Annotated in this window: 15 protein-coding genes; 4 read left to right on the top strand and 11 right to left on the bottom strand. The window is 72.7% G+C overall.

Annotation, left to right across the window (positions count from 1 at the left end; genetic code table 11):
• Positions 1–19 precede the first annotated feature (19 nt).
• Positions 20–2422, top strand: a complete 2403-nt coding sequence (locus WMF29_RS08615; protein WP_437328383.1) for a type VI secretion system Vgr family protein — start codon at positions 20–22, stop codon at positions 2420–2422.
• Positions 2423–2430: 8 nt separating this feature from the next.
• A complete protein-coding gene (locus WMF29_RS08610; RefSeq protein WP_437328382.1) occupies positions 2431–3765 on the top strand; it encodes a hypothetical protein in 1335 nt (444 codons plus the stop codon).
• Here the strand turns inward: WMF29_RS08610 and WMF29_RS08605 are convergent.
• The 3 genes from WMF29_RS08605 to WMF29_RS08595 all read right to left on the bottom strand — a co-directional run bounded on the left by WMF29_RS08605 (position 3753) and on the right by WMF29_RS08595 (position 10068).
• A complete protein-coding gene (locus tag WMF29_RS08605; RefSeq protein WP_437328381.1) occupies positions 3753–5714 on the bottom strand; it encodes a protein kinase domain-containing protein in 1962 nt (653 codons plus the stop codon). The two genes, WMF29_RS08610 and WMF29_RS08605, sit on opposite strands and share 13 nt — an antisense overlap.
• A 5-nt stretch (positions 5715–5719) precedes the next feature.
• Positions 5720–7336, bottom strand: a complete 1617-nt coding sequence (locus tag WMF29_RS08600; protein ID WP_437328380.1) for a protein kinase domain-containing protein — start codon at positions 7334–7336, stop codon at positions 5720–5722.
• Between the two features lie 251 nt (positions 7337–7587).
• Positions 7588–10068, bottom strand: a complete 2481-nt coding sequence (locus WMF29_RS08595) for a protein kinase domain-containing protein (protein WP_437328379.1) — start codon at positions 10066–10068, stop codon at positions 7588–7590.
• 361 nt (positions 10069–10429) lie between these two features.
• On the opposite strand from WMF29_RS08595, the gene WMF29_RS08590 reads away from it, so the two are divergent.
• A complete protein-coding gene (locus WMF29_RS08590; protein ID WP_437328378.1) occupies positions 10430–10795 on the top strand; it encodes a cupin domain-containing protein in 366 nt (121 codons plus the stop codon).
• A 215-nt stretch (positions 10796–11010) separates the two neighbouring features.
• Here WMF29_RS08590 and WMF29_RS08585 read toward each other — a convergent pair whose 3' ends face one another.
• The 8 genes from WMF29_RS08585 to WMF29_RS08550 all read right to left on the bottom strand — a co-directional run bounded on the left by WMF29_RS08585 (position 11011) and on the right by WMF29_RS08550 (position 21740).
• Complete coding sequence (locus tag WMF29_RS08585) at positions 11011–13530, bottom strand: transglycosylase SLT domain-containing protein (RefSeq protein ID WP_437328377.1); 2520 nt, start codon at positions 13528–13530, stop codon at positions 11011–11013.
• Between the two features lie 116 nt (positions 13531–13646).
• A complete protein-coding gene (gene cheB / locus WMF29_RS08580) occupies positions 13647–14729 on the bottom strand; it encodes a chemotaxis-specific protein-glutamate methyltransferase CheB (RefSeq protein WP_437328376.1) in 1083 nt (360 codons plus the stop codon).
• 93 nt (positions 14730–14822) lie between these two features.
• Positions 14823–15749, bottom strand: coding sequence for a CheR family methyltransferase (locus WMF29_RS08575; protein ID WP_437328375.1), 927 nt, complete (start codon positions 15747–15749; stop codon positions 14823–14825).
• Entirely contained in the window at positions 15746–17863 is a 2118-nt protein-coding gene (locus tag WMF29_RS08570; protein ID WP_437328374.1) for a HEAT repeat domain-containing protein, read from the bottom strand. The genes WMF29_RS08575 and WMF29_RS08570 overlap by 4 nt, the downstream gene beginning before the upstream one ends.
• Positions 17860–18351, bottom strand: coding sequence for a chemotaxis protein CheW (locus WMF29_RS08565; RefSeq protein ID WP_437328373.1), 492 nt, complete (start codon positions 18349–18351; stop codon positions 17860–17862). The genes WMF29_RS08570 and WMF29_RS08565 overlap by 4 nt, the downstream gene beginning before the upstream one ends.
• Positions 18352–18407: 56 nt before the next feature.
• Complete coding sequence (locus WMF29_RS08560; RefSeq protein ID WP_012234230.1) at positions 18408–18944, bottom strand: chemotaxis protein CheW; 537 nt, start codon at positions 18942–18944, stop codon at positions 18408–18410.
• Positions 18937–21201: a chemotaxis protein CheA gene (locus WMF29_RS08555; RefSeq protein ID WP_272101285.1), complete on the bottom strand. Its 2265-nt coding sequence runs from the start codon at positions 21199–21201 to the stop codon at positions 18937–18939. The genes WMF29_RS08560 and WMF29_RS08555 overlap by 8 nt, the downstream gene beginning before the upstream one ends.
• Entirely contained in the window at positions 21201–21740 is a 540-nt protein-coding gene (locus WMF29_RS08550) for a response regulator (protein ID WP_437328372.1), read from the bottom strand. Before WMF29_RS08550 ends, WMF29_RS08555 begins: the two co-directional genes overlap by 1 nt.
• Before the next feature lie 365 nt (positions 21741–22105).
• Here WMF29_RS08550 and WMF29_RS08545 point away from each other — a divergent pair, with 365 nt between their 5' ends.
• A complete protein-coding gene (locus WMF29_RS08545) occupies positions 22106–23218 on the top strand; it encodes a VWA domain-containing protein (RefSeq protein WP_437328371.1) in 1113 nt (370 codons plus the stop codon).
• The last annotated feature ends 80 nt before the right edge of the window (positions 23219–23298 follow it).

Below are 23298 nucleotides of genomic sequence, written 5' to 3'. Positions count from 1 at the left end.
CAGCAAATTTGAAGATACCATGACCACCGACTTCGCCTTTGCCTTCGAATCAGCCACCGGACCCTTCTCCCACCTCCGCGTGGTGGCCTTCTCCGGCCGCGAGGCGATCTCGGCGCTCTATCGCTACACGCTCGTCCTCTACGCCCGCGAGCCCTCCGAGCCGGTGGATCCCGACGACATCGTCGGCCAGCGCGCCACCCTCCGGATCCTCACCCACACAGAGCCGCTCGTCCGGTACGTGCACGGCGTGATCACCGAGGCGGAGGAGATCGGCCCGGTGCCGTACGGCATGCTCTACCAGGTCACGCTGGAGCCACCGCTCGTCCGCATGGCGCACCGGACGCGCAGCCGCATCTTCCTCGAGAAGACGACGCGACAGATCCTCGAAGCCGTCCTCCTCGGCGAACCCCTGATGTCCGCGGGCGACACCCCGTTCCAGCCGGGCGACTCCCTCGACGCCCCCTTCGCCCCCGCGGCGGAGCAGTTCGCCCTCCGCGTCCGCGACCTCCGCCGCATCACGGATGTCTCGACCCGACCTTACTGCGTCCAGTACAACGAGAGCGACCTGGCGTTCCTGTCTCGCCTGCTCGAAGAAGAGGGCCTCCGCTACCACTTCGAGAACAGCGAGTCGACCTGCCTGCTCGTCCTCTCCGATACCGACGGCGGCGCCCTGCGACCAACCCCACCTCTGCGGCTCGGCCCCGACCTGCTCGGCCGCGCGCTCACCTCCATCCAGCTCGGACGCCGCCTGCGCGCGTCCAAGGTGTCGCACACCGATTACAACTGGAAGAAGCCGGTCCTCAGCATGGCGGTCGACGTCCCATCGAAAGGCGCCGGGAGCGACCTCTTTGAGTCGACCTACCCCGGCCTCTATCCGGACGCGCCGGACCAGGGGAAGCCGCTCGCCGGCGCTCGCCTCGGCCGATTGCAGAGCGAGGCGCGGTATGCGCTGCTCTCGTCCACGAGCCGCGTGCTTTCCGCGGGCGCCGTGCTCGGCGTGGAGCACCCCGAGAACCGCTATGACGGCGAGTACCTCGCCACCTCGGTCGACGTCCGCGGCGAGTCGCTCGGGGAGCTGCCGCCAGGCTCGCCGGTGGCGCTCTCGGGTGTCCCGTACTCCGCCCGGATCGAGTGCGCGCGCCGCGGCAAGAGCGGCTCCCCCGCGGAATCAGGCTTCCGGCCGGCGCGCGCCACGCCCAAGCCGCGCATCGCCGGCTCGCAAACGGCGTTCGTCACCGCAGAGCCGTCCACGAAGGGGGCCGAGATCCACGTCGGCGGCCCCCCTGGCGCCGAGATCGGCTGCGTGCGCGTCAAGTTCCACTGGGACCTCGAGGCCGAGCGCCACGCCAAGGAGCCCTCGTCGTGCTGGCTGCGCGTCAGCCAGATGTTCGCCGGCGCCGGCGAGGGCGGCGTATGGCACCCCCGCGTCGGGACCGAGGTGGTCGTCGAGTTCCTCGACGGCGACCCCGATCGGCCCATGGTGACCGGGCGCGTGTACAACGGCAAGAACCGGCCGCCCGCGTCAGGCAACGGCGCGCCCACCGTCAGCACCTTCAAGTCGACGTCCAGCCCGGGCGGCGGCGTTCACAACGAGCTCTCGTTCGACGACGCGGCCGGGCATGAGCAGGTCAAGCTGCACGCCGGCAAGGACTACAATGCCGAGGTCGGCCACGATCGGAGCGAGTCTATCACCAACAACAGCACGTCGAGCGTCGGCGTCGACCGCGCCGAGTCCACCGGCAGCAATCGTACGAGCTCCGTCGGGCTGAACAACACGGAGACCGTCGGGGTCACGGAGAGCGTCTCCATCGGCCAGATCCAGAACGTCTCCGTGGGCACGCTCCAGACGATCGGGGTGGGCGTCCATCAGAGCCTCTCGGTGGGCGTGAGCCAGATGGTCAATGTGGGCATCGCGCAGACCGAGAGCATCGGGGTGGCACGCTCCGTGACGGTCGGCGTCAGCGACTCGCTGACCGTCGGCGCCAACCAGTCCATTCACGTCACCGGCCATCGGAGCGACACGGTGATGGGCACCGTGGAGGAAAACGTCATCGGCGCGAAGACGGTCAACATCGTCGGTCCCAGCGTCGAAACGGTGACGGGGCCCCTCTCCCTCACGGTCACCGGCCCAATGAGCCACACCGTGACCGGACCGGTGTCGCGGGTCGGCGCGCTGACGATGGACGAGAACGTGGGCGTCAACGCGACCGTGAGCGCCGGCGTCAACCTCACCCTCGCCGGCGGCGCGCAGGCGGCCCTCAGCGCGCCAGTTGTCTACGTCACCGCCACGGGCGAGGTGGTCATCTCGGGTGGCGGCGCCTCCATCAAGCTGAGCGGCGCGGGCGTGGAGATCTCGGGCGCAGCGGTCAAGATTTCCGGCGGCAGCGTCGATGTCACCGGCGGCGTCATCAAGCTGAACTGAGGCGAGCCATGGACCCGATCACCGTCGCGACGAGACGCTTCCTGCGCGACCTCGCTCGCCTCTGGAAGCAACGCCCGGACCGCATCGCGAGGCTCGTCGCCAGCTCCGGCGACCGGGGCCACGTGGTCAAGGCGATGCGCCTCGGCGAGTACGACCCGTCCAACCGGAGACCTCTCTTCGTGTACGACGCCCCGTTCGAAGCCACCGAGCCCTACTTCGCGGGGCTGTGCGATCGCATCTCGACCGACTACGAGCTCGTCCGCAGAGGTGTCGCCGACGAGGGCGTCACGCTCCCGCGCCTCTCGCCGCCCGCCCGCGTCCTCGCGCTCTCGCCCGAAGCTCACGCGATCGCTGTGCTCACCGCTGCATCCGAGCGACTGTCGTCACGCCTGGACGGAGCGCTCGTCGCCCTGCTCCCGAGATCGATCGCCAACACATCTGCATGGCGCGGGTCGATCGAGCGATTGTCTCGGGTAGCGAGGCCGCCCTCCTTGCGCATCGCCGTGCTCGACCCCGAAGGGGGCCCGCTCTCGAGCGTGCTCGGGCCGGAGGGCGCGCGATTCTCGTTCGATCTCGATGAGCTCTTCGATTTCGTCGAACAGCAGTCGGACCGGAAGTCGGAAGGCCCCTTGGTCGCCCCCGGGCCAGCCCTGAGCCCGCAGCAGCGCGCGGACTTCGAGCAGGCGACCGGCCGTAAGATGCCTGTGGCCGAGACGGCTGCCGCCCTCCAGGCGTGCTTCCTGGAGGGCGCGCGCGCCGCCGCAAAGAACGACTTCAAGGCGGCGGCCGAGGCCTATCGCCGCGCTCGCGACCTGTGCCACGGCGAGGGCCTCGCGGCCCAGGAGGCCGGGGCGACGTTCGCTCTCGGCGGCGCCTACCTGGCTGCAGGCGCCCGCCCCATGGCGCAGGCTACCTACGGCCAGGCGGCGTTGCTCGCCGCGCAGGAGCAGCTGTGGAGCGTGGCGTGCCAGGCCAAGCTCGGCGAGGCGGGCGTGGGATGGATGGCGAGCGACTTCGTGCGCGCGGCCCGCGCGTACGCCGAGGCAGCCTTGCTGGCCGAGCGCGGGGAGATCGTCCAGCTCCGCATCGAGGCGCTGCGGATGGAGGGCCTATGCCATCAGCACCGCGGCGCCGAAGCCGACGCAATTCAGGCATGGCGCAGGGCCATCGACGCGGGCACGGCCGCGGATGAACCGGCGCGCCGCGCGAGCACCTTTCGCGAGGTGGTGACGGCGCTCGCGGATCTGCTTGATCGGCGCGGCCTCCGGCCGCAGGCGATGCACCTCCGTGCCCTTCTGGGCACCATGGACGTCCAGCCTGGCTCCCCCGCTCAGGGAGCGTAGGGATCCTTCTTCTTCGCCTGGTCCCGCAGGCAGTTCGCCCGCATGAACCCTGTCTTGCCCGCACACGGATCCGCGGGTTGCCGCCGGACCGCCGGTGGCTGTGCAGGCCGCGACGCTGCAGGCGCAGGCTGCGCCGGAGGCTGAATCCGGGGCTGCGCCGCGACGACCGACCGCGCCGGCGCAGGCGCCGCAGCAGGCGGCGACGCCGCGACCGCCGACACCGCCGCCGGCGGATTCGGCGCCTCCACCGCCGGCTGACTCCGCTCCACAGACGCCGGCTCCACGCCCTCCGGCCCCGCGTCCGGCGCGCTGTTCGCCCCACCGGCATCCACCGGCTCATCCACGCTGGGCGGCTCAGCCGCCGCCGAAGCCTGCGGCGCAGCGGTCGCCGGCGGAGGCGGCGGGTCCGGCGGCCTTTCCGCGCTCGCGGCGCTCTCGAGCCCGGCCTCCGGCATCGTCTCGATCCCGGCTGCGTTCTCGGGCGGCGCTGGCGAGCGCAACACGACGAAGAGCGCTGCGCCGACCAGACCAGCCGCGCCGGCGGCGAGCGCCGCGATGGCCGGGCCAGGAAGGCGCTTCCAGCCTCCCTGCCGCCGCGGCGGCGTCCGCGGCGCCTGCAGAGGCACCGGCGTGGCGCGCGCTGCCCAGGGCGACGGCTGCGCGCCTCGGCCTGCCTGAGGGCCGGACACGAGCGGCGCGGTCGTCGATTTCCCCGGCTCGCCGCGGCCCCACGCGGGCGACGCGCCCAGCGCTGCCTCGGCGCTCGCCATGGCCTCCGGCTCGAGCCTCTGGGTCAGCTCGGCGTTCCACTCCCGCTCCGGCGGCCCGCTCGCCATCGGCGACACCGCCGCCCCGCTCGCCATCGACGACACCGGCGCCCCGCTCGCCATCGGCGACACCGGCGCCCCGCTTGCCATCGGAGACACCGGCGCTCCGCTCGCCATCGGCGGCACCGGCACCCCCGCCGGCGGCACCCCGCTCGCCATCGGTGACACCGGCGCCCCTGACGCCGCCGCGCCGGGAAATGCGTGCGCCTCCATGGCCGCCATCTGCCCCCCACCCCCGCCCCCGACGGCAAATCCCGCCCTCGCGCCCGCAGCCGTGTACCCCTCGAGGAGGTCCGCCACCTCCGCCGCCGATCCGATCCGCTCGTCCCGGTGGCGCGCCATGCACCGCGCCACGAGCTCCACGAGCCCCGGGTCCACCCGCCGCACGTACCGGGAGACCTTGGGCACCTCCCCCGTCAGGATGCCGGTGAAGACCGCCCTCGCGTCCCCCTGGAACGGCCGCATGCCCGTCAGCATCTCGAACATCACCACGCCGAGCGACCAGATATCGGCCCGGTGATCGACGTTCGGCTCGGCCCTCACCTGCTCCGGGCTCATGTAGAGCGGCGATCCCACCGCGCCGCCCGTCGCCGTGCGGATGCCGTCATTCACGGCGAGGTTCTTCGCGACCCCGAAATCGAGCACCTTCACCACCGGCTCGTCCGCGTCGGCCTCGCGGTGCAGGAAGATGTTCGCCGGCTTCAGATCGCGGTGGACGATGTGCAGCGCGTGCACCGCCGCGAGCCCCCTCGCCACGTCTCGCCCGATCGACGCCGCCACGTCCGCGTCGAGCCGCCGCCTGCGCACGAGCAGGTCCGCGAGCGTCTCTCCGGTGAGCAGCTGCATCACCAGGAAGGGCTCGCCGAACTCGGTCTCCCCCATGTCATACATGTCGATGACATTGCGGTGCCGCAGCGCCCCGCCATTGCGCCCTTCGCGCTGCAGGCGCCTCCGGAGCTCGGGATCCGGGCGGTGAATCAGCTTCAACGCCACCTCACGCGAGGTGGACAGGTTGAGCGCCGCCCACACGACGCCCATGGATCCCTCTCCCAGCCGCCGCACCAGCTTGTACTTCTCGGCAATCACCAGGCCGGCAGCGATCTGCGTGAAGGAGGTGGACATCGAGCTCAGCAGGGTGGGTCGAGGCGTATCGCCGCGATGGGCGAGGTCGCTTTACCTATCGCAAACGAGAGGGCGGCGCGGAAGGTAGCACGCTCTCCGCCGGGGTCCCTCGGGAGCTCCACCTCACCGCGCCGCAAGAGATATCCCGCGGCCATGCCGATCCCCAGGAGGATCGCCGCCGCGACCACGGCCATCGCGATCCACACGACAGGCGAGCGGGCGGGCACAGGAGGCGGCCTCTTCAGCTCGCGGAGCGGATCGAGCGGCACCGTGCCGCCGAGCGACAGCGCCTGCTCGAGGGGAGCGCCCGGACGCGCCAGCGACGCGCTAGCCGCTGACGCGCTGGCCGCGGATCGATAGGCGGCCGCCTGCTCCGGTGACATCTTGAGCGTCCCGCGGTCCCCCAGCAGAGGATTGCTCGGCATCCGCTCCCGATGCCCCGGTTGCCCCGGTGTCGCCATGCCCCCGCCCGCCGCCGGCTGCTCCGGCCACGCGCCCGCCGCCGGCCGCGCCGGCCACGGGACCACCGCCGGCTGCGCCGGCGCCGCGATCGCCCCTCGAGGCCCCGACACCGGCGTGTTCGGGTGTCCCTGCAGGGCCTGCAGATGCGCCATGGACGCCGGGAGCGGCGTCCCGGTCGCCGGCGTCGGCGAGCGCCCAGGAGCAGCCCCACCCCACGACCCTCGCCCGAGCTGCTGCGGGATCTCGTGCCGCAGGTCCGGCGACGACCCCGGCCTCGAGGGCACGCGCTGCGGCGCCGGCGGCGTGACGAACGGCTCGAGCGCCGCCGCGACCTCGGCCGCCGAGCGCGGTCTCTTCTCGCGATCGCGCTGGAGACACTGCGTCACCAGGGCATCGAGGCCGGGATCGATCTGCCAGACGGACTGCGACACCGTCGGGATGTCGCCATACAGCACGTTTCTCAGGAGCTCATGCGCCTTGCCCTGGATCGGCCGCCTGCTCGTGAGCATCTCGAACATCACGACGCCGAGCGCCCAGAGGTCCGCGCGCGTGTCGATATCGCTCTGCGCCCGCACCTGCTCCGGGCTCATGTACGCCGGCGAGCCGATGAGGATGCCTGTCGCGGTCCTCGCCTGTTGAGGACCCGCGAGGAACTTGCTCACGCCGAAGTCGAGTATCTTGACGGTGGCATCGCTGTCGCCAGGCTCGGTGTGGAGAAAGATGTTGGACGGCTTCAGATCGCGGTGGATGATGCCCCGCTCGTGCGCGGCGGAGAGGCCGCGCGCGATGTCCCGAGCGATGCGCGAGGCATCGTGGATCTCCAGCTTGCGCTTGCGCTTGAGCAAGGACGAGAGCGTCTCTCCGGAGAGCAGGGGCATGACGAGGAACGGGTCGCCGTTCTCCGTCTCGGCAGCATCGTAGATATCGACGATGTTGCGGTGGCTCACGGCGCCGCAGGCGCGCGCCTCCCGCAGCAGCCGGACGCGGAGCTCCGGGTCGGGCCGCACCAGCAGCTTGAGCGCGACCTCGCGAGAGGTAGCCTCGTTGTGCGCTGCCCAGACGACGCCCATCGCCCCTTCGCCGATCCGCCGGAGAAGGCGGTACTTGCCGCAAATGAGCGCACCTGGCGGCGGCGCGGCAGGAACCGAAGGGGACTGCATGGGGTGGTCTCGCTGGAGGACGGACGTGGCAGCAGGTCGACGGTGCCTGGGAAGAAGTGTCGCAGGTGAGGCAGCGCACCGTCAAGAAAAGCCGCTGGCCGGGCTCGCAGAGCGCCAAACCGCTCCGACGCCTCCGCTGTGGACGCGCGCTCAGCGCGCGTGATCGTCGCCGCCTCGCCGCTGCCCGGGAATCGCGGCGCGACCGTGGCGCCACCTCGGGAGGGGCGGCCCGCGCCGCGGAGAGGTCGAGTCTATTTCTTGAGCTTCGCCTCGCACTGCTTCTTCGCCAAGAACCTGAGATGAGCGCACGAGGCCGGGGACGGGGACGGCGCAGCCTTCGCGGGTTGCGATGTCGCGGGCTGCGATGTCGCAGGCTGCGATGTCACGGGAAGCGCCCCGAGCGTCGAGCTGCCCGGCTTCGCGCCGCTCGCCGTCCCCTGCGCCGCGCCCACTCCGCCGCCTGGCGCCGCCGCAGGGGCTGCGCTGCTCGCCGGAAGGGCGCTCGGCGCCGACGGCACGGGCGGCGCCAACGCCGAGGAGCCCGGCGGCGCCTCCGCGGATGGCGCCGAGGGCTCCTGCGCCGACGGCTCTGCGTTCCGCGGCGGCGCTTCCCCGCGCTCCGGCGCGGCGACCGTGTCTCCGGCGCGGTCCAACGACGGCATCGCGCTCCCGGACACTTCCGGCGCGGCCGACGATGTCTCCGGCGACCTCAGCGAGATGAGCATCCCCACGACGATCAGCGACAGCGCGGCAGCCACGATCGCGAGCGTCGCGGCCGTACGCTTGCGCCTCGGTTCCTCACCGTGCGGGGCCCGCTCGTGAGCGTCCTGGGCCTGGTGCACCCCGACCTGGTGGACCGACGGGTGGTTCGAGACGAGCGGGGTCGTCGACGAGCTTCCCGCTTGCCGCGGCGCGCCCGTTGCCGTGGCCGCGCCCGGCCTGGAGTCCGAGGCGCTCGCGCCCGCTTCCGGGCCGAGCCTCGCGGCCGGCGCCGAGCTCCAGCTCGGCTGCGCGGCGATGCCTCCCGGCGGCAGCGCGCCAGCAGGGCCGAGGCCGCCCGGCAACGCCCCTCCCTCGGGCATCGGCGGCGCGTTCATGCGCACCGTCATCGCCCAGGAGCCCTGCTGCGGCGCCGCCACGGGCGCAGGCTGCGCCGGAGCGGCTTGCGCCGCGCTCGCCTGGGACGGCTCCGGCGCTGCAAACGCCGCCACCGACGACGACGTCCGCGGCGCAGCGGCGGCAGGCCCCGCCGCCGGATACGCCCCCGACCCAGGGCGCGGCCCCGCGGGCCCAGCCGCATCCGCGTTCTGCCGCGTGAGGGGCAAGGTCGCCACGTCCTCTTCCCGCGAGGCGCGCACCACGGACGCCGCGGCCAGGTGCTGGCCCGAGCTGCCCGGACGCCGAGGAACCGCGCCCGCCGCATGGCCGGCTCCCGACGCCGGCCCCCCATCCGGCACGCGGCTCATGCCCGACGCTGGCCCCGCAGCCACCTGCCCCGGCCCCAGCGACGGCGACCTGTGCGCCTCAGGCGACTCCTGCACCGGGAGCGGGGCCCGCGGCCCCCCACCGAGCAGCGCCAGCGGCAGCGCTCCCGCGCCCACCTCGACGCTCCCCTGCCGGTTCACGACCGACCCGGGTTGCGCCATCGACGCAGGCTGCGCCGCGAGCGCCGAGCCCGGTTGCGCCACCGACCCGGGTTGCGCCATCGACGCAGGCTGCGCCGCGAGCGCCGACCCGGGTTGCGCCGCGAGCGCCACCGTGCCGCCTTGCGACTCCTGCCAGCCGGCGTCCACGTCCTCGTCCGGGGGCGCCTCCCTCCCCTCCGGCGACGCCTGCCGCAGCGCCGCGTCCCTGCCCGAGCCCACGCCGCGCTCCGCGTACCGATCGAGCAGCGCCGCGACCTCCGCCGCAGAGCCGATCCGCTCCGCGCGATCCCTGCGCATGCAGCGGGCGATCAGGTCGACGAGCCCCTGGTCCACCCGCCTCAGGTACTTGGACACGGTGGGGATCTCGCCGGTCAAGATCCCCATGAACACCGCCTGCGCGTCCCCCTGGAACGGGCGCATGCCCGTCAGCATCTCGAACAACACCACGCCGAGCGCCCAGATGTCGGCCCGGTGATCGACGTTCGGCTCGGCCCTCACCTGCTCCGGGCTCATGTAGAGGGGCGACCCCACCGCGCCGCCCTGCACCGTGTGCAGGCCGTCGTTGACCGAGAGGTTCTTGGCGACCCCGAAATCGAGCACCTTCACCACCGGCTCGTCCATGTCCGGCTCGCGGTGCAGGAAGATGTTCGCCGGCTTCAGATCGCGGTGGATGATGTGCATCGCGTGCGCCGCCGCGAGCCCCCTCGCCACGTCTCGCCCGATCGACGCCGCCACGGGCGGGTCGAGCCGACGCCGCCGCGCGAGCAGCTCGGCCACGGTCTCCCCCGTGAGCAGCTGCATCACCAGGAACGGCTCCCCGGCCTCGGTCTCCCCCATGTCGTAGATGTCGATGACGTTCCGGTGCCGCAGCGCCCCGCTGTTGCGCGCCTCGCGCTGCAGCCGCAGCCGGAACTCGGTCTCCGGCCGGTGGATCAGCTTCAGCGCCACCTCGCGGGCGGTCGCCACGTTCACCGCCGCCCAGACGACGCCCATCGCCCCCTCGCCGATCTGGCGCAGGAGCCGGTACTTCTTGTCGATCAGCACACCGGACGCGAGCAATGTCGAGCTCTTCGGCGAGGGCATCATCGGCTTTCCGGAAGCGCGGCACGCCCCCCCATCACGGAGCGCGCACGGACGGCCGCGACCAGCAGAGCGAGGCGAGCACCGGCGCCCCCACGACGCCCCCACCGCCCAGCGCTCGCGCCGCGCGATCCGTCATCCACCCGCGCCCGTGCGACGTGACATCCGGTCCCCAGGTCCACGGGACAGCCTCCTGAGCGGGGCATCCTACAGCAGTTCTCCCTGGCGCGATACGTTCCCTGCGAAGACGAACGCACGAAGAACACCGACGAGGAAAGAGGGAGAGGCCCGATTCGCTCCAGCCAGGCGCGGACCCACGCTCGTCGCCAAACCCGGGGAATCACTCGTGGAGGAAAGCGAGGCGCACATGAGCGACACAACCATCATGAAGGTCTCCTCCGGCCGCTCTCCGAGAGGCCAGATGGGACAAAAATACCTGGCCTCCGGGATCCAGGTCTCGATGCGGCTCTGGGAACACGAGCCGCCAGGCGACGCCAAACAGCCGACCGCGCGGGATTACGAGACCGTAGGGTTCGTCATCGCTGGACGGGCCGAGCTGCTCATCGAGGGGCAAATGGTGCGCCTCGAGCCGGGCGACTCCTGGACGGTCCCCAGAGGGGCGTCGCACTCCTACAAGATCATCGAACCGTTCACCGCCGTGGAGGCGACGAGCCCGCCCGCCGGCGTCCACGGGCGAGACGAGACCGGGGCGACGCCCTCTGGCAAGACCTGAGAGCGCGACGCAGGGGTCTCACCCCCTGGAAGCCCTAGAACAGCGATCACGTTGAAACCCGGAGAATTTTCACAGGGAGGCGGGGAGGCGGGGAGGAAGAAAAAAAAGAATTTCTCCCTCTTGTCGTCTCTCGCTCCCCGCCTCCCCGCCTCCCTGTGAAATTCCTGCTCTTTCTCGTGGTTTCAACCCGTTTGTCGCTCTAGCTCACCCGGCCCTCACAGCGCGGTGCCAGCGCCAGCCGCGGGCTTCTCCTTGTCCTGCGCTCCCCTGGCGCGCCCCGCCGGCTGCTCCGCGGCGGCACGCCCCGCGGGCTTCTTGTCGTCCGCTCCGCCCGCCGCCGGCTTCTTCTCGCCCGCGCCCGCCTCGACGGGCGTCACGAGCACCGCCGGCTTCACCGGCTCGGCCGCCGCCTTGTCGCCGTCGTCCACCGCGCCCGCGGCCGGCGCCGACGCCACGCGGACCTCCTCCTCGCGCGGCTCGACCGGCGCCGGGTCGTCCGGATGCGAGGTCGGCACGTACACCACCAGCCGATCTCCGGGCATCAGCGGGCTCCGCCTCGAGCGCTGGTTGATCCGCTCCAGGCTGCCGACGCTGAGGCCGTACCGGCTCGCCAGCTTGCTGAACGAATCCCCCTCCCGCACCGCGATCTCGATGCGCTTCCGCCCCTTCAGCCCCTCGAAGTGCGCGAAGAACTCCTCCGAGCCGACCTCCATGACGCGCGCGTCGCCCTCGTCGAGCAAGAACACGCCGTCGTTGCGCTGCGACCTCGGGACGAACAGCTGGAGCGTCATCCCCTCATGGAGCGACGCCCCGGGCGCCAGCGTGTTCCAGCGGCAGATCTCGTCGGGCGTCACCGAGAGCACCGCCGCCAGATCCCGCAGCGCGTCGCCCGCGACCACCCGGTAGAACACCCGCCGGCGCCCCTCGTAGGAGAAACGCTGCGCCGGGACCACCACGACCGGCTTCCCCTCCGACGACAGTGGCGCGCCGCTCGCGAGCAGGTGCTCGGCCGCCGCCGCCCCGACGCCCTCCGCCGCCGGGACGAACAGCAGCGCCCCGGGGCGCACCGGCTCGCCAGGCCGCAGGCCGTTCAGCGTCTGCAGCGTCCACCGCGTCGTCCGCCGGAACGTCGCGATGTCGTCGAGCGACTCGCCCCAGCGGACGAGGTAGCGCTCCAGCTTCGGCTCGCGCTCCAGGAGCTTCGGCATCGACTTCGCCGCGCGCGCCCCCGCCCCCGCAGGCACCCGGACCTCCCAGCGCGCCTGCTCCTTCGCGTCCACCGGCGACGGCGGCGTGCGCTTCGCCACGAGCTGCGGGTTGAGCGCCTCGATCTCCGGCGCCCCCGCGCCCGACGCCGCCGCCACCGCCTGCAGCGACACCCCGGAGCCGAGCGAGATCTTGTCGAACGTCACCGCCGGATCGAGCTCCACGTCGTCGCAGCCGAACACCGACGGGTTCCGCGCCACGATCGCGATCGCGAGGATCTTCGGCACATAGAGCGCCGTCTCGAGCGGCATCCCCGCCTCGAGCCGCGACAGCTCCCAGAAGTCGTTCGTGTTGTACTTCCGGATCGACGCGAGCAGCCCGCCGTACCCCATGTTGTACGCCGCGAACGCGAGCTCCCAGCCGCCGAAACGCCGCCGGAGATCCGTGAGGTACCGCGCCGCCGCCAGGGTGGATCGTTCTGGATCTAGGCGCTCGTCGACCCAGCGGTCGACGGTGAGGCCATAGATGCGCGCCCCCTCCGGCATGAACTGCCAGAGGCCGGCCGCGCCGGCCGGGGACTGGATGGTCGGGTCGAAGCCGCTCTCGACGAGCGAGAGCCAGAGGAGATCCTCCGGAAGCCCCTGCTCGCGGAGGATGCGGCGGATGGCGGCGCCGTAGCGGCCGCTCTTCTTGATCCACGTGACCACGGCGGAGCGGCCGCGCGGGTCGTCCTTGTAGTACTCGAGGTAACGCACCACCCGGCCATCCCAGCGGACCGGGATCTCGGGCAGCTCGAGCTGACGCAGCCAGGAGATGTCGCGGGTCTCCGCCGCCTCCGCCGGCGGGGCGGGCAGGCCTGCAGGCGGCAGGCCGGAGACCTCGAGGCGCGGCTCGCCCGCGCCGAGCAGGAGCGTGCCGTCGACCGGCCACGCGGGCCCGGCGCTCGGGGCCGCGCCGGGGAACAGCGCCAGGTCGATCGCGCGCAGCGTGCGGAGCTCGGGCGACTCGCCGGTGCTCGTCCCCGCCGGCGTCGCGGTGCCCGCGATGACCCGCCGCGCCGCCTCGTCCGGCACGCCGGGCTCCCCCGGCTTGCGCGTGATCTTCGCCGCGCCCTTCTTGGACGGCTTCGATTTCCCAGCGGCCTTCGCCGGCGCCTTGGCCGCGCTCTTCGCGCCGCCCTTCCCGCCAGACACCGCCGCCACCCTGACCGGCGCAGGCTTCTCCGCCTTGCCCTCGGCCGATCCATCCTTCTTCGCGTCGGCCTTCGCCGGCTCCGCCTTGCCCTCGGCCGACCCATCCTTCTTCGCGTCGGCCTTCGCCGGCTCCGCCTTCGCGGGCTCAGCTTTCGCCGGCTCCGCCTTCGCGGGCTCAGCTTTCGCCGCGTCGGCCTTCGCCGGCTCCGCCTTCTTCGCGTCGGCCTTCGCGGGCTCCGCCTTCGCGGGCTCCGCTTTCGCACCGGCCGCAGGCGCCGCTACCTCCGAAGGAGGCGCCGCAAGGCCGTCGAAAGCGACGCCCGAGAGGGCGGCCAACCAGCCAAGACATACAAGCCTGCGTGCGGCGCGTCGGATCCGCATGTCAGGGACCGACCTGTCTCACGATGCGCCCGAGGGGTCAACTTTGGCTGCCCGCTGAGACCCAGCTCACCTCAGGAGAGCAGCGCGATGAAATCGCCGATCGCCGTGAAGGGGAGGCTCTCGTTCACGACCCCGGCCCGCACCGCGGCCCCGGGCATGCCGTAGACCACCGCGGAGTCCTCGCTCTCGGCCACCACCGTGCCCCCGGCCGCGCGGACCGCCCGCGCGCCGTTCACCCCGTCATCGCCCATCCCCGTCAGGATGATGCCCACCGCGCGGCTGCCGCCCACCTGCGCCACGCTCCGGAACAGCCGGTCCGCGCTCGGAACGTACCGATCCCCGGGCGCCGGCGCCCCCACCCGGATCCGGATGTCGCCGCTCAACCCGACCCCGCTGCCCGGCGTCACCGCGATCTCCATGCACATCCTACCCGGGCACACATAGGCCTTGCGGGCCACCACCTGCTCGCCGTTCTGCGCCTCGACCACCCGGAGGCCGCCCTTCCGATCGAGCCGCTCCGCGAACGTGCGGGTGAACTTGTCCGGCATGTGCTGCGCGATGAAGATCGCGCCGGGGAAGCGATCCGGGATCCGGTTGAAGATCTCGAGGAGCGCCGTGGGCCCGCCCGTCGACGAGCCGACCGCCACGAGGTGACGCAGCGAGACGCCGAGCCGCGACGACTCCTGCACCGCGCGCGGCGACGCGGGCAGCGCCGCCCGCGCCGGGGCCGGCGCAGCCGGCATCGGCGAACGGGGGCGGAGGTAGCGCACCAGCAGGACCTTCTGGATGATCTCCCGCCGGATCTGCGCGTCCGCCGTGAACTGCCGGTCCGGCTTCGCCACGAAGTCGACGGCGCCCAGCTCGAGCGCCTTGAAGACGTTCTCCTTGTGGCTGTAGCTCGAGACGATGATGACGGGCGTCGGCTGCCTCGCCATCAGGATGCGGAGGAAGGTGAAGCCGTCCATGCGCGGCATCTCGAGATCCAGCGTGATCGCGTCCGGCCGGAGCTGCGCCGCCTGACGGAGCGCGTCGTCGCCGTCACCGGCCTTGCCCACGACCTCGATCTCGTCGCTTCCGCTCAAGATCTCGGCGATGTTGCGCCGGTTGTACGCGGAGTCGTCGACGACGAGCACGCGCAGGGGAGCGAATGTCATGAGCGCAAAACCTTCCGCCGGAGGTTCATTCTACCCCACCCGGAGCGCCATGGGACCAACCGTCGCCTGCGCAGCCTCGACTTCGTCGGCACCTCATCCGCCCTCCTCCCCGCCGCCCCGGTCCGGGCCGCCCCGATCGGGCGAGAACTCCGGGATCCCCAGACGCAGCGTGGCCGCCGGCTTGCGATACACGAGATCCTCCCGAAGGTGCACGAGCTCGAACGCGGTCGTGACGTTGAGGAGCGACTCGGAGTGGCCCAGCAGGAGGAAGCCGCCGGACGAGAGGCGCTCGTAGAAGATGTCGATCACGCGGCGCCGCGAATCCTCGTCCAGATAGATGAGGACGTTGCGGCAAAAGATGACGTCCACGCGCCCGACCACCGCCGCGCGCGACGAGTCGAGCAGGTTCAGGTGGCCGAACTGGCAGAGCGACCGGAGCTCGTCCGCCACGTGGAACCCGTCCGGGCGCTCCACGAAGTAGCGCCGCTTGAGCTCAGGCGGCGTCGCGCGGAACGACGAGGCGCCGTACACCCCCCTGCGCGCCGCGATCACGCAGCGGCGGGAGATGTCGCTGCCGAAGATGCGGACCTCGCGGCGCTCCGCGGCGCCCGACTCCCGCGCGGCGATCGCGATCGAGTAGACCTCCTCGCCCGTCGAGCAGCCCGCGCTCCAGATGGACAGCCGGCCCCTGGCGCCCCCCGCCTTGACGATCATGGGAACGAGCTCGCTCATGAGCGCGCGCAGCTGGTAGTCCTCGCGGAAGAAATACGTCTCGTTGACCGTGATGAGCTCGAGCGCCTCGTCGAGCTCGGCGCGCCCGCGGCTGTGGAAGCGCAGGTACTCGTGGTACTGCGCGAACGACGAGAGCCCGAGCTCGACGACCCGCTCGCGGAGCCGGCGCTCCATCGACGTGCGCGCCTCGGGCCCGAACTGGAGCCCGCAGTGCTTGTTGAACAGGTCGCGCAGCCTCTGGAACTCGTCAGGCAAGAGGCGGATCTCGTCGTCCCGCCGCCGGTTCACAGCACCTTCCCCGACGGCGGCCCGCCGGCCGTCCCCGAGGGGGACGCCGCGCCCTCACCGCCGTCGACGGCCACGGGCGCGCTCAGCCGCTCCGCGGCGTCGCCCCAGGGAGGATCCGAGCGGAACGGCGCGCCCCCCTGCGCCGCGGCCGCGACGAGATCGGGCTCCCCCGACGCGCGCACCAGCCCGAGCAGCTCGCGCGCCCGCGTCCGCTCGTCGCTCGCGCGGTCCGGGAGCGACGCGTACAGGCGGCCCAGCGCGCGCGCCGCGGCGAGCCGGACCTCGCGCTCCTCGTCGGCCAGGGAGAGGCTCAGCACGTCGAGCGCAGAGACGCCCGCCGCCGCCGCGATCGCGGTCACGGCCGCCCGGCGCGCGCGCACGTCCCCCACCGACGCGACGCTCGTGAGGAACGCGATCTCCTCCGGCTCCGCGTCGCCGAGCGCCTCGATCACGATCGCCGCCGCGAGGTGGGTGTCCTCCGCCAGCGCGAGCCCGCGCGCGAGCTCGCGCGCCGTCTCGGGGTAGCGCTCCGTGAGCCCCGCGAGCGCGCTCTCCGCCGCGCGCGCCACCGGCAGCGAGATCGCGCGCGTCTGCGAGACGACGAGCGGGAAGTCGACGGCGGCCCCGATCTTCGCGAGCCCGTAGAGCGCGCTGGTCGCCACGAGCGTCGAGGGGCTCCGGACCGACCGCCGCACCGCGCCGAGCAGCTCGGCGAGCGTCGCCTCGACGGCGGGCTGCTCGCCCGAAAGCGCGCCCTCGCGCGCGCCCTGCTCCGCGATCGCCACGGCGCCGTCGAGGAGCGCGGCCGTCGCGTCGTCGACGCCCTCCCAGAGATCCGGGTCGGGATCGATGTGGCGCTCGAGGTAGGACAGCACCGAGGGCAGCGCCTCCGCGCCGAGCAGCCCCAGCGCGCGCTGCGCCGTCTCGACGAGGGCGGGCTCGATCATGGCCTGCACCGCGGCGTCGGCCGCGCCCGGGGCGCGCGCCATCGCCGCGAGCAAGAGCGCCTGGGCGCGCCCGCTCACCGGATCCGCGCCGAGGCCGCGCCACGACGGGGGCTCCGCGCCGCCCGAGCCCGGCGCGGCGCCGGCGGCCTGCACGAGGCGGGCGCCCACCTCGGGCGGCGCCGCCCGGAGCGCGTCCACCGCGTGCGGCGCGAGCGGCCCCTCGGCGAGCCGCGCGAGCGCCCGGACGAGCTGCGCGAACGCGCCGCCCCGCGCCGTCGCGAGCGCCCCGCAGAGCGCCCGCGGCGCCTCCGGGCTCTCCGCGAGCGCCGCGGCGACCAGCGCCGCCGGCCGGAGGATCGGGTCGTCGATGAGCGACGAGAGCACCCGCCACGGCACGGGCGCCTCGAGCCCGTTCAGCCCGTTCAGCGCGGTCAGCCGCACGAAGCGATCCCGATCGGCGAGCCGCTCGTACAGGATGTCCGTCACCCGCTCGCGCGCGATGAGCCCCATCCCGGCGATCGCCTCGATCGCGCTCTGGCGCAGGTTGTCGTCCTGCTCGGCGAGCGCCGCGTAGAGCGGGTCGAGCGCCGCCGGGTCGCGCGTGCGGCCGAGCGCGTCGACGACGAGCTTGCGCTCGTCCCCCGCGAGCGCGCCGAGCGCGTCGACGAGCGCCGGCGTGGCGTCGCGCCCGCAGTAGCCGAGCACCTCGATGGCCGCGTTCCTGAGGCCGACGTCCTCGCTCTTCTGGAGCGCGTCGAGGAGCGCCGCGACGAGGAGCTGCGGGGCGGACGGCCGCTCCCCCTCGGCGCCGGCGCCGGGCGAGGCCGGCCGCTCCCCCTCGGCGGCCTGCGCCGGCGCGGAGGTCGGCGCGGCCTGGATCAGCCGGTGGCAGGCGTAGGTCGCCTCCTTGCGGACGCGCCAGTCGGGATCCCCGAGCGCGCGGAGCAGGAGCGGCAACGCCTCGACGACGTCGGCCCTGCCGAGCCGCGCGGCCGCCTGGCGGCGCTCCTCGGCGTCGTCCGCGGAGAGCGCCGCGGCGATGGCCGCGATCGGCATCGGCGTGCTCCGCGCGCTGGGCGAGATGGACTCGGGCTCGGCCGGCCAGGAGCCCGCGTCGCCCGCGCGCGGGCCCTCGAACGGGCCGAGATCGTCGAACGCGCGGCTCACGGGGCCTCCAGGAGGGCGCCCGACGCGGCGAGCGCGAGCGCGAGCTCGATGAAGCGCCCCACGTCGAGCACGAAGATCATCCGCTCGTCGTGGGTCGTCACCCCCGTGATGCCGCGCAGATCGCTGCTGCCGCCCACCGGCGGCGTCGGCCGGTAATCGCCGCTCGTCCCGAAGACCTCCGTCACCGCGTCGACGACGAGCCCCACCGTGTGCGTCCCCACGTCGACGAGGATCCACTTGGTGCTGCGGGTCGGATCGACCGGGGGCAGCCCGAAGCGCACGCGGAGCTCGATGACCGGCACCACCTCGCCGCGGTGGTTCGCGACGCCGGCGACCTCGGGGGGCGTGTGCGGCAGCGTGGTCACCTCGAGCGGGTTCACGATTTCGCGGACCCGCGTGATGTCGATCGCGTAGTGGACGTCGCCGACCACAAAGCCGACGAGGCTCTTCAGTGGGTCGGGACGGCTGCGCTCTCCAGTCAACGGCATCTGAGCCTCCGAGCGCCCGGGCTCTACGAGCCGCCCGGGCGCGGACGAATCGTCCCTTAGGACGCGAGTATGGCCTGCAGGTCGAGCAGGATGATGACGCGCGGCTGCGCCTCGCCCTGGGTGCCATCCGACGCGCTCGCCCCGTGCATGGGCCGGGCGATGCCGGCGATGTAGCCCGCCACGTCTCCCCCGAGCGCCGTCGCGGCGTGCTCGATCTCGGCGTCGGCGAGCCGGTAGACCTGCTGGACCTCGTCGACGAAGAGGCCGAGCGTCTCGCCGTTCGCCGCGTCGACGAGCAGGATGCGCGCCCGCCGCTGCGCGGCGCTCTCGTGCAGCCGCATCCGCCGCCGCAGATCGATGACGGTGACGAGCTGCCCGCGCACGCTGACGATGCCCATCGTCGAGTCCGGCGCGCGCGGCACCGGGGTGAGCGGGGGCGGCTTCAGGATCTCGCGCACGAGCGAGACGGGCGCGGCGTAGGTGTCGCCCGCGAGCGTGAACGCGAGGTACTCGGTCCGCGGGCCGCTCGCCTGCGCGCGCGAGTTCCGCTTCGAGACCGGTATCCGGGCGGGCCTTCGGGTGAGGTTAGCCATGGGTGCTCCGCGGATCGTTGCGCTGCCGGTCCCCGCCGTGGAGGATCTCCTCGATGAGCGCCGGGGCGTCGAGGACGAGCGCGATGCGCTGATCGCCGAGCTCGGTGGCGCCGGAGAAGCCGCGCACCGAGGAGAGCGACGGGCCGAGCGCCTTGATCACGACGTCCTGCTGCCCGATGAGCGTGCTCACGACGAGGCCCAGCCTGCGCGCGCCGACCGACGCCACGACGATGTACTTGCGCTTGTTGCCCCCCTGGAGCCCGAGCGTCGCGCGGCCGCCGTCGCCCCGGCGCCCGCCGCCCACCGCGGCCCGCGCCGCCGAGCCGCCGCGCGCGCCGCCGAGCAGGCCGGCGATGCGCGCGCTGAGCTCCTCCTCCTCGTTCAGGCCGAAGAGCCGCGCCAGGTAGCAGAGCTGGAGCGTGCTGTTGCGCAGCGTGATCATCTCGCGGCCGTCGATCTGGCGCACCGTGGCCTCGTCGAGCGCGACCGCCTCCTGCACGTTGGTCAGCGGGATCGCGAACAGCCTGTCGGCGACCCGGACGATGAGCGCGCTGATGATCGCGAGCGTGATCGGCAGCGTGACCGTCATCTTGGTGCCGATGCCGGGCTCGCTGTGCACGTCGATGACGCCGCCGAGCTTGCTGATGTTCGTCTTCACGACGTCCATCCCGACGCCGCGCCCCGAGAGCTCGCTGACGTCGGTCTTGGTCGAGATGCCCGGCTGGAAGATGAGGTTCAGCACCTCGCGGTAGCTCGTGGTCCGCGCGTCCTCCGGCGTCATGACGCCGCGGCGCAGGGCGGCGTCGAGCAGCTTGTCGACGTCGATGCCCTTGCCGTCGTCCTCGATCTCGATGACGACGTGGTTGCCCTTCTGGAAGGCGTTCAGCGCGATCGTGCCGACCGCCGGCTTGCCCACCGCCTCGCGCATGCTCTTCGACTCGATGCCGTGGTCGATGGCGTTGCGCATCATGTGCATGAGCGGGTCGCTGAGCTCCTCGACGATGAGCTTGTCGACCTCGGTCTCGGCGCCCGTGATGACGAGGTTCACGAGCTTGTCGGCGTCGCGGCTGATCTGGCGGACGACGCGCGCGAGCTTGTCGAAGACCTGCCCGAGCGGGACCATCCGGACCTCGAGGATGCCCGCCTGCATCTGGGCGAGGTGCCGGTCGAACGTCCGCTGGAGCCTGTGGAGGTCGAGCGAGAGCTCGCGCTCGGTGGGCGCCGCGCGGAGCCGCTCGACGAGGCGGCCGAGCGCGGAGCGGACGAGGGCGAGCTCGCCGACGATGTTCATCAGCCGGTCGAGCTTGTGGATGTCGACCCGCACCGTCTGCGCGACGGAGCGGATGGAGCTGAGCTCCCCCTTGCGGTTGCCGCGCGCGCTCGACGGCGGGCTCGCCGCCGACATCGAGCCGGTCAGGTCGACGGCCCGCGACACGCCGGTCGGCGCGCCGCCCCGGAGCGCCGCGGACATCGACGGCATGCCCGGCGGGGCGACCCGGCCGTGGCCGTTGTTGTTGCGCCGCGGGATCTCCTCGACGGCGGCGCCGGCCTGGTGCAGCGCGCGCTGGAGCTCCTCGAGCGGCGCGCGCGAGGCCATCAGGATGTCGAGCTCGATCGAGTCCTGGTCCGCGCCGGCGCCGGTCGGCAGGTAGGTGATGATCTCGCCGTACGGCTTCGCTGTGATCTTCAGGTCGTCGAGGGCCTGATCGATCGTGGCGAGGTGGAACTGCACGCGGAGCCGGAACAGGGTCATCCCGCTCGCGATGTTCGTGCGCAGCCGGTGCTCCTCGTACTCGGTGAGCACGGAGAGCAGCCCCGGATCGAGGTCGTAGTTGTCGTCGGGGAGGCCGGCCGCGCTCGGGCCCGCGTCCTGGTGCAGCTGGCGCAGGAGGTCGTCGACCTCGGGCATCGGCGCGTCGCGCCCGTCCTTCTCGTTCTGGAGGATGCGCCCGTAGAGCTCGACGCTGCGGAACAGGAGGTCGAGGACCGACGCGTTGATCTCGATGCGCCCGAGGCGGAGGTTGTCGAGCAGCTCCTCGAGCTCGTGCGAGAGGGTGGCCATCCGGGTCGCGCCGAAGAGCCCGGCGAGCCCCTTCAGGGTGTGCACGGCGCGGAAGACGTCGTTGATGACGTCGGGGTCGACCTTGTTGGTCCGCACCGCCTCGTCGAGCGCGAGGAGGTCGCGCCCGAGCCCCTCGACGATCTCCTGCGCTTCCGAGAAGAACTCTTCGCGCGCCCGATCGCCGCTGTCGACCATCAGCCGCCGCCTCCCTCGCCGGAGCCGGGCTGCTTGGTGCGGGCCGCGGGCTCCTCCGCGTGGGGGGCATCTGCGCGCGGAGAGGGCGCGGCCGCGCGCTCGTCGACGCCGGCGGCGCCGTCGGACGGCGAGGCGCCGGCCTGCGGCGCCTCGGCCCGCGCGTCGAGGCTCGCGACCACGGCGTCGCGCAGGGCCTCGGGCGTGAACGGCTTCGGGAGGAAGCGGTCGGCGCCGAGGCGGAGCCCGCGCTGGATGTCTCGCTCGGTCGCCTGCGTGGAGATGATGAGGATCGCGACCTGCCGGTAGCGGTCGCTCTGCCGGACGAAGCGGATCACCTCGAGCCCGTTGATGTCGGGCATGTTGATGTCGGTGATCACGAGGTCGAACGCGCCGCGCGGCAGGAGCCGGAGCGCGTCGAAGCCGTTCACGGCCTCCACGATGTCGACGTCGCCCGCGAGCCCCAGCACGCGGTCCTCCAGCGTCGAGCGGATGTACGCTCGCATTGCCGGCGAGTCCTCGACGATCAGGATGCGTGCCATGCGGCGACAGGGTAACGGAAATCGGCCCGGGGAGACCAACTCGCTGAGCGCCCGGAGGCGACGCGCGCGGTCTTCGAGGCGCGCGGGCCTATGTACGGCGGTCTCCCTCCCGGAGTAAACCAGCGCGAGCGCCTCCCTGCACGATCGGCGAGGCGGCCGCGCGGGCGGCGCGTCTGGCGAGGCCGCGCGGGCGGCGCGGCGGGGCGGGGCCGCCCAGCGCCGCGCCGCCAGCGCCTCGGGGGTGTGGGGCCGCCTCCGCCGGCGCGGCCGTGCGGCCGTGCCCGCCCGGCGAGGCGGCCGCGGGGGAGGGGCCACCTGCGGCAGCGAATTGACATCGCGGCGTCCGATGCGCGCTAATCGCGCGCGTGAAAATCCTCCTTTGTTCTCCAGCGTTCCGGATCCTGCTCGCCGCCCTGTTCGCCCTGTCGAGCGTGGCGTGCGGCGGCGGGCTGCGGGTGACCCGGATCAACTCCGCCCAGAAGAAGCCGAACAACGTCTGGGTGTTCTTCAGCGTCGATGCCGGCGAGGACGAGCCGGTCGGCGGCCTCACGGCCGAGGACTTCGAGATCTACGAGGACGAAGAGCTCGTCTCGAAGTTCGAGAGCAAGCAGACCATCCAGAACCCCGAGGTCGCGGCGGTCATGTACACGATGCTGCTCGTCGACATGAGCGGCAGCATCACCGAGTCGGGTCAGGCCGACGCCCTCGTCGACGCCGCGCAGTCGTTCAGCGACCGGGTCGGCAAGAGCCAGAAGGTCGGCGTCTATGCGTTCGACGGCGAGGTAAAAATCCACTCGGTGGTGCCGTTCACCGAGGCGCAGGGCTCGGTCCAGGGCGGGCTCGAGGGGCTCCGGAGCTACAAGCCGAAGGACACGTCGACGAACCTCCACGGCGGCGTGGTGGAGGGCATCCGGGAGCTCAAGAAGCAGCTCGACAAGGACCGGCGCCCTCTCAAGTTCGGCACGCTCGTCATCTTCTCGGACGGCACCGATCGCGCGAACCGCGTGAGCCGCGAGGACATGCTGAACGAGCTCAAGAAAGAAGAGTACGAGAACTACCAGATCTTCGTCGTCGGCGTCGGCGCCGAGATCGAGAAGGCGCGGCTCGACGAGATCGGGCGCGACGGGACCGAGCTCGCGGCGGACCAGGCGAAGGTCAAGGAGTCGTTCGACAAGATCGCGGCGAAGATCGAGGCGCACATGAAGCGCTTCTACCTCCTCTCGTACTGCACGCCGGCGCGCGCTGGGGAGCACGAGGTGGAGATCAAGGCGATCCGGAAGGATCCGTCGGCCTCGGGGTCGCTGTCGTGGAAGTTCAACGCCGACGGGTTCGGGCCGCCGCCGGAGTGCGATCCCAACACCCCGCCGTCGTTCGATCTGAAGGCGACCGCGCCCGCGGGCGACGACGGCGGCGGCGGAGGAGCGGGCGCGAAGGCGAGCTTCAAGGCGAACGCCAACGTGAAGGTCGAAGCGAAGTGAGGCGCGCCGCGGCCGCTCGAGGCGGCCGCGACGGCGTCCCAGCGGCTCGCCGCGCCCCGCGGCGGGGCTGCTCGATCAGC

Source organism: Sorangium sp. So ce381, assembly GCF_051473845.1.
In the GTDB taxonomy this organism is placed as follows: Bacteria; Myxococcota_A; Polyangia; order Polyangiales; family Polyangiaceae; genus Sorangium; species Sorangium atrum.
Note: the sequence above shows the minus strand (reverse complement) of the source record. Positions and strands in the feature narration are given on the sequence as shown.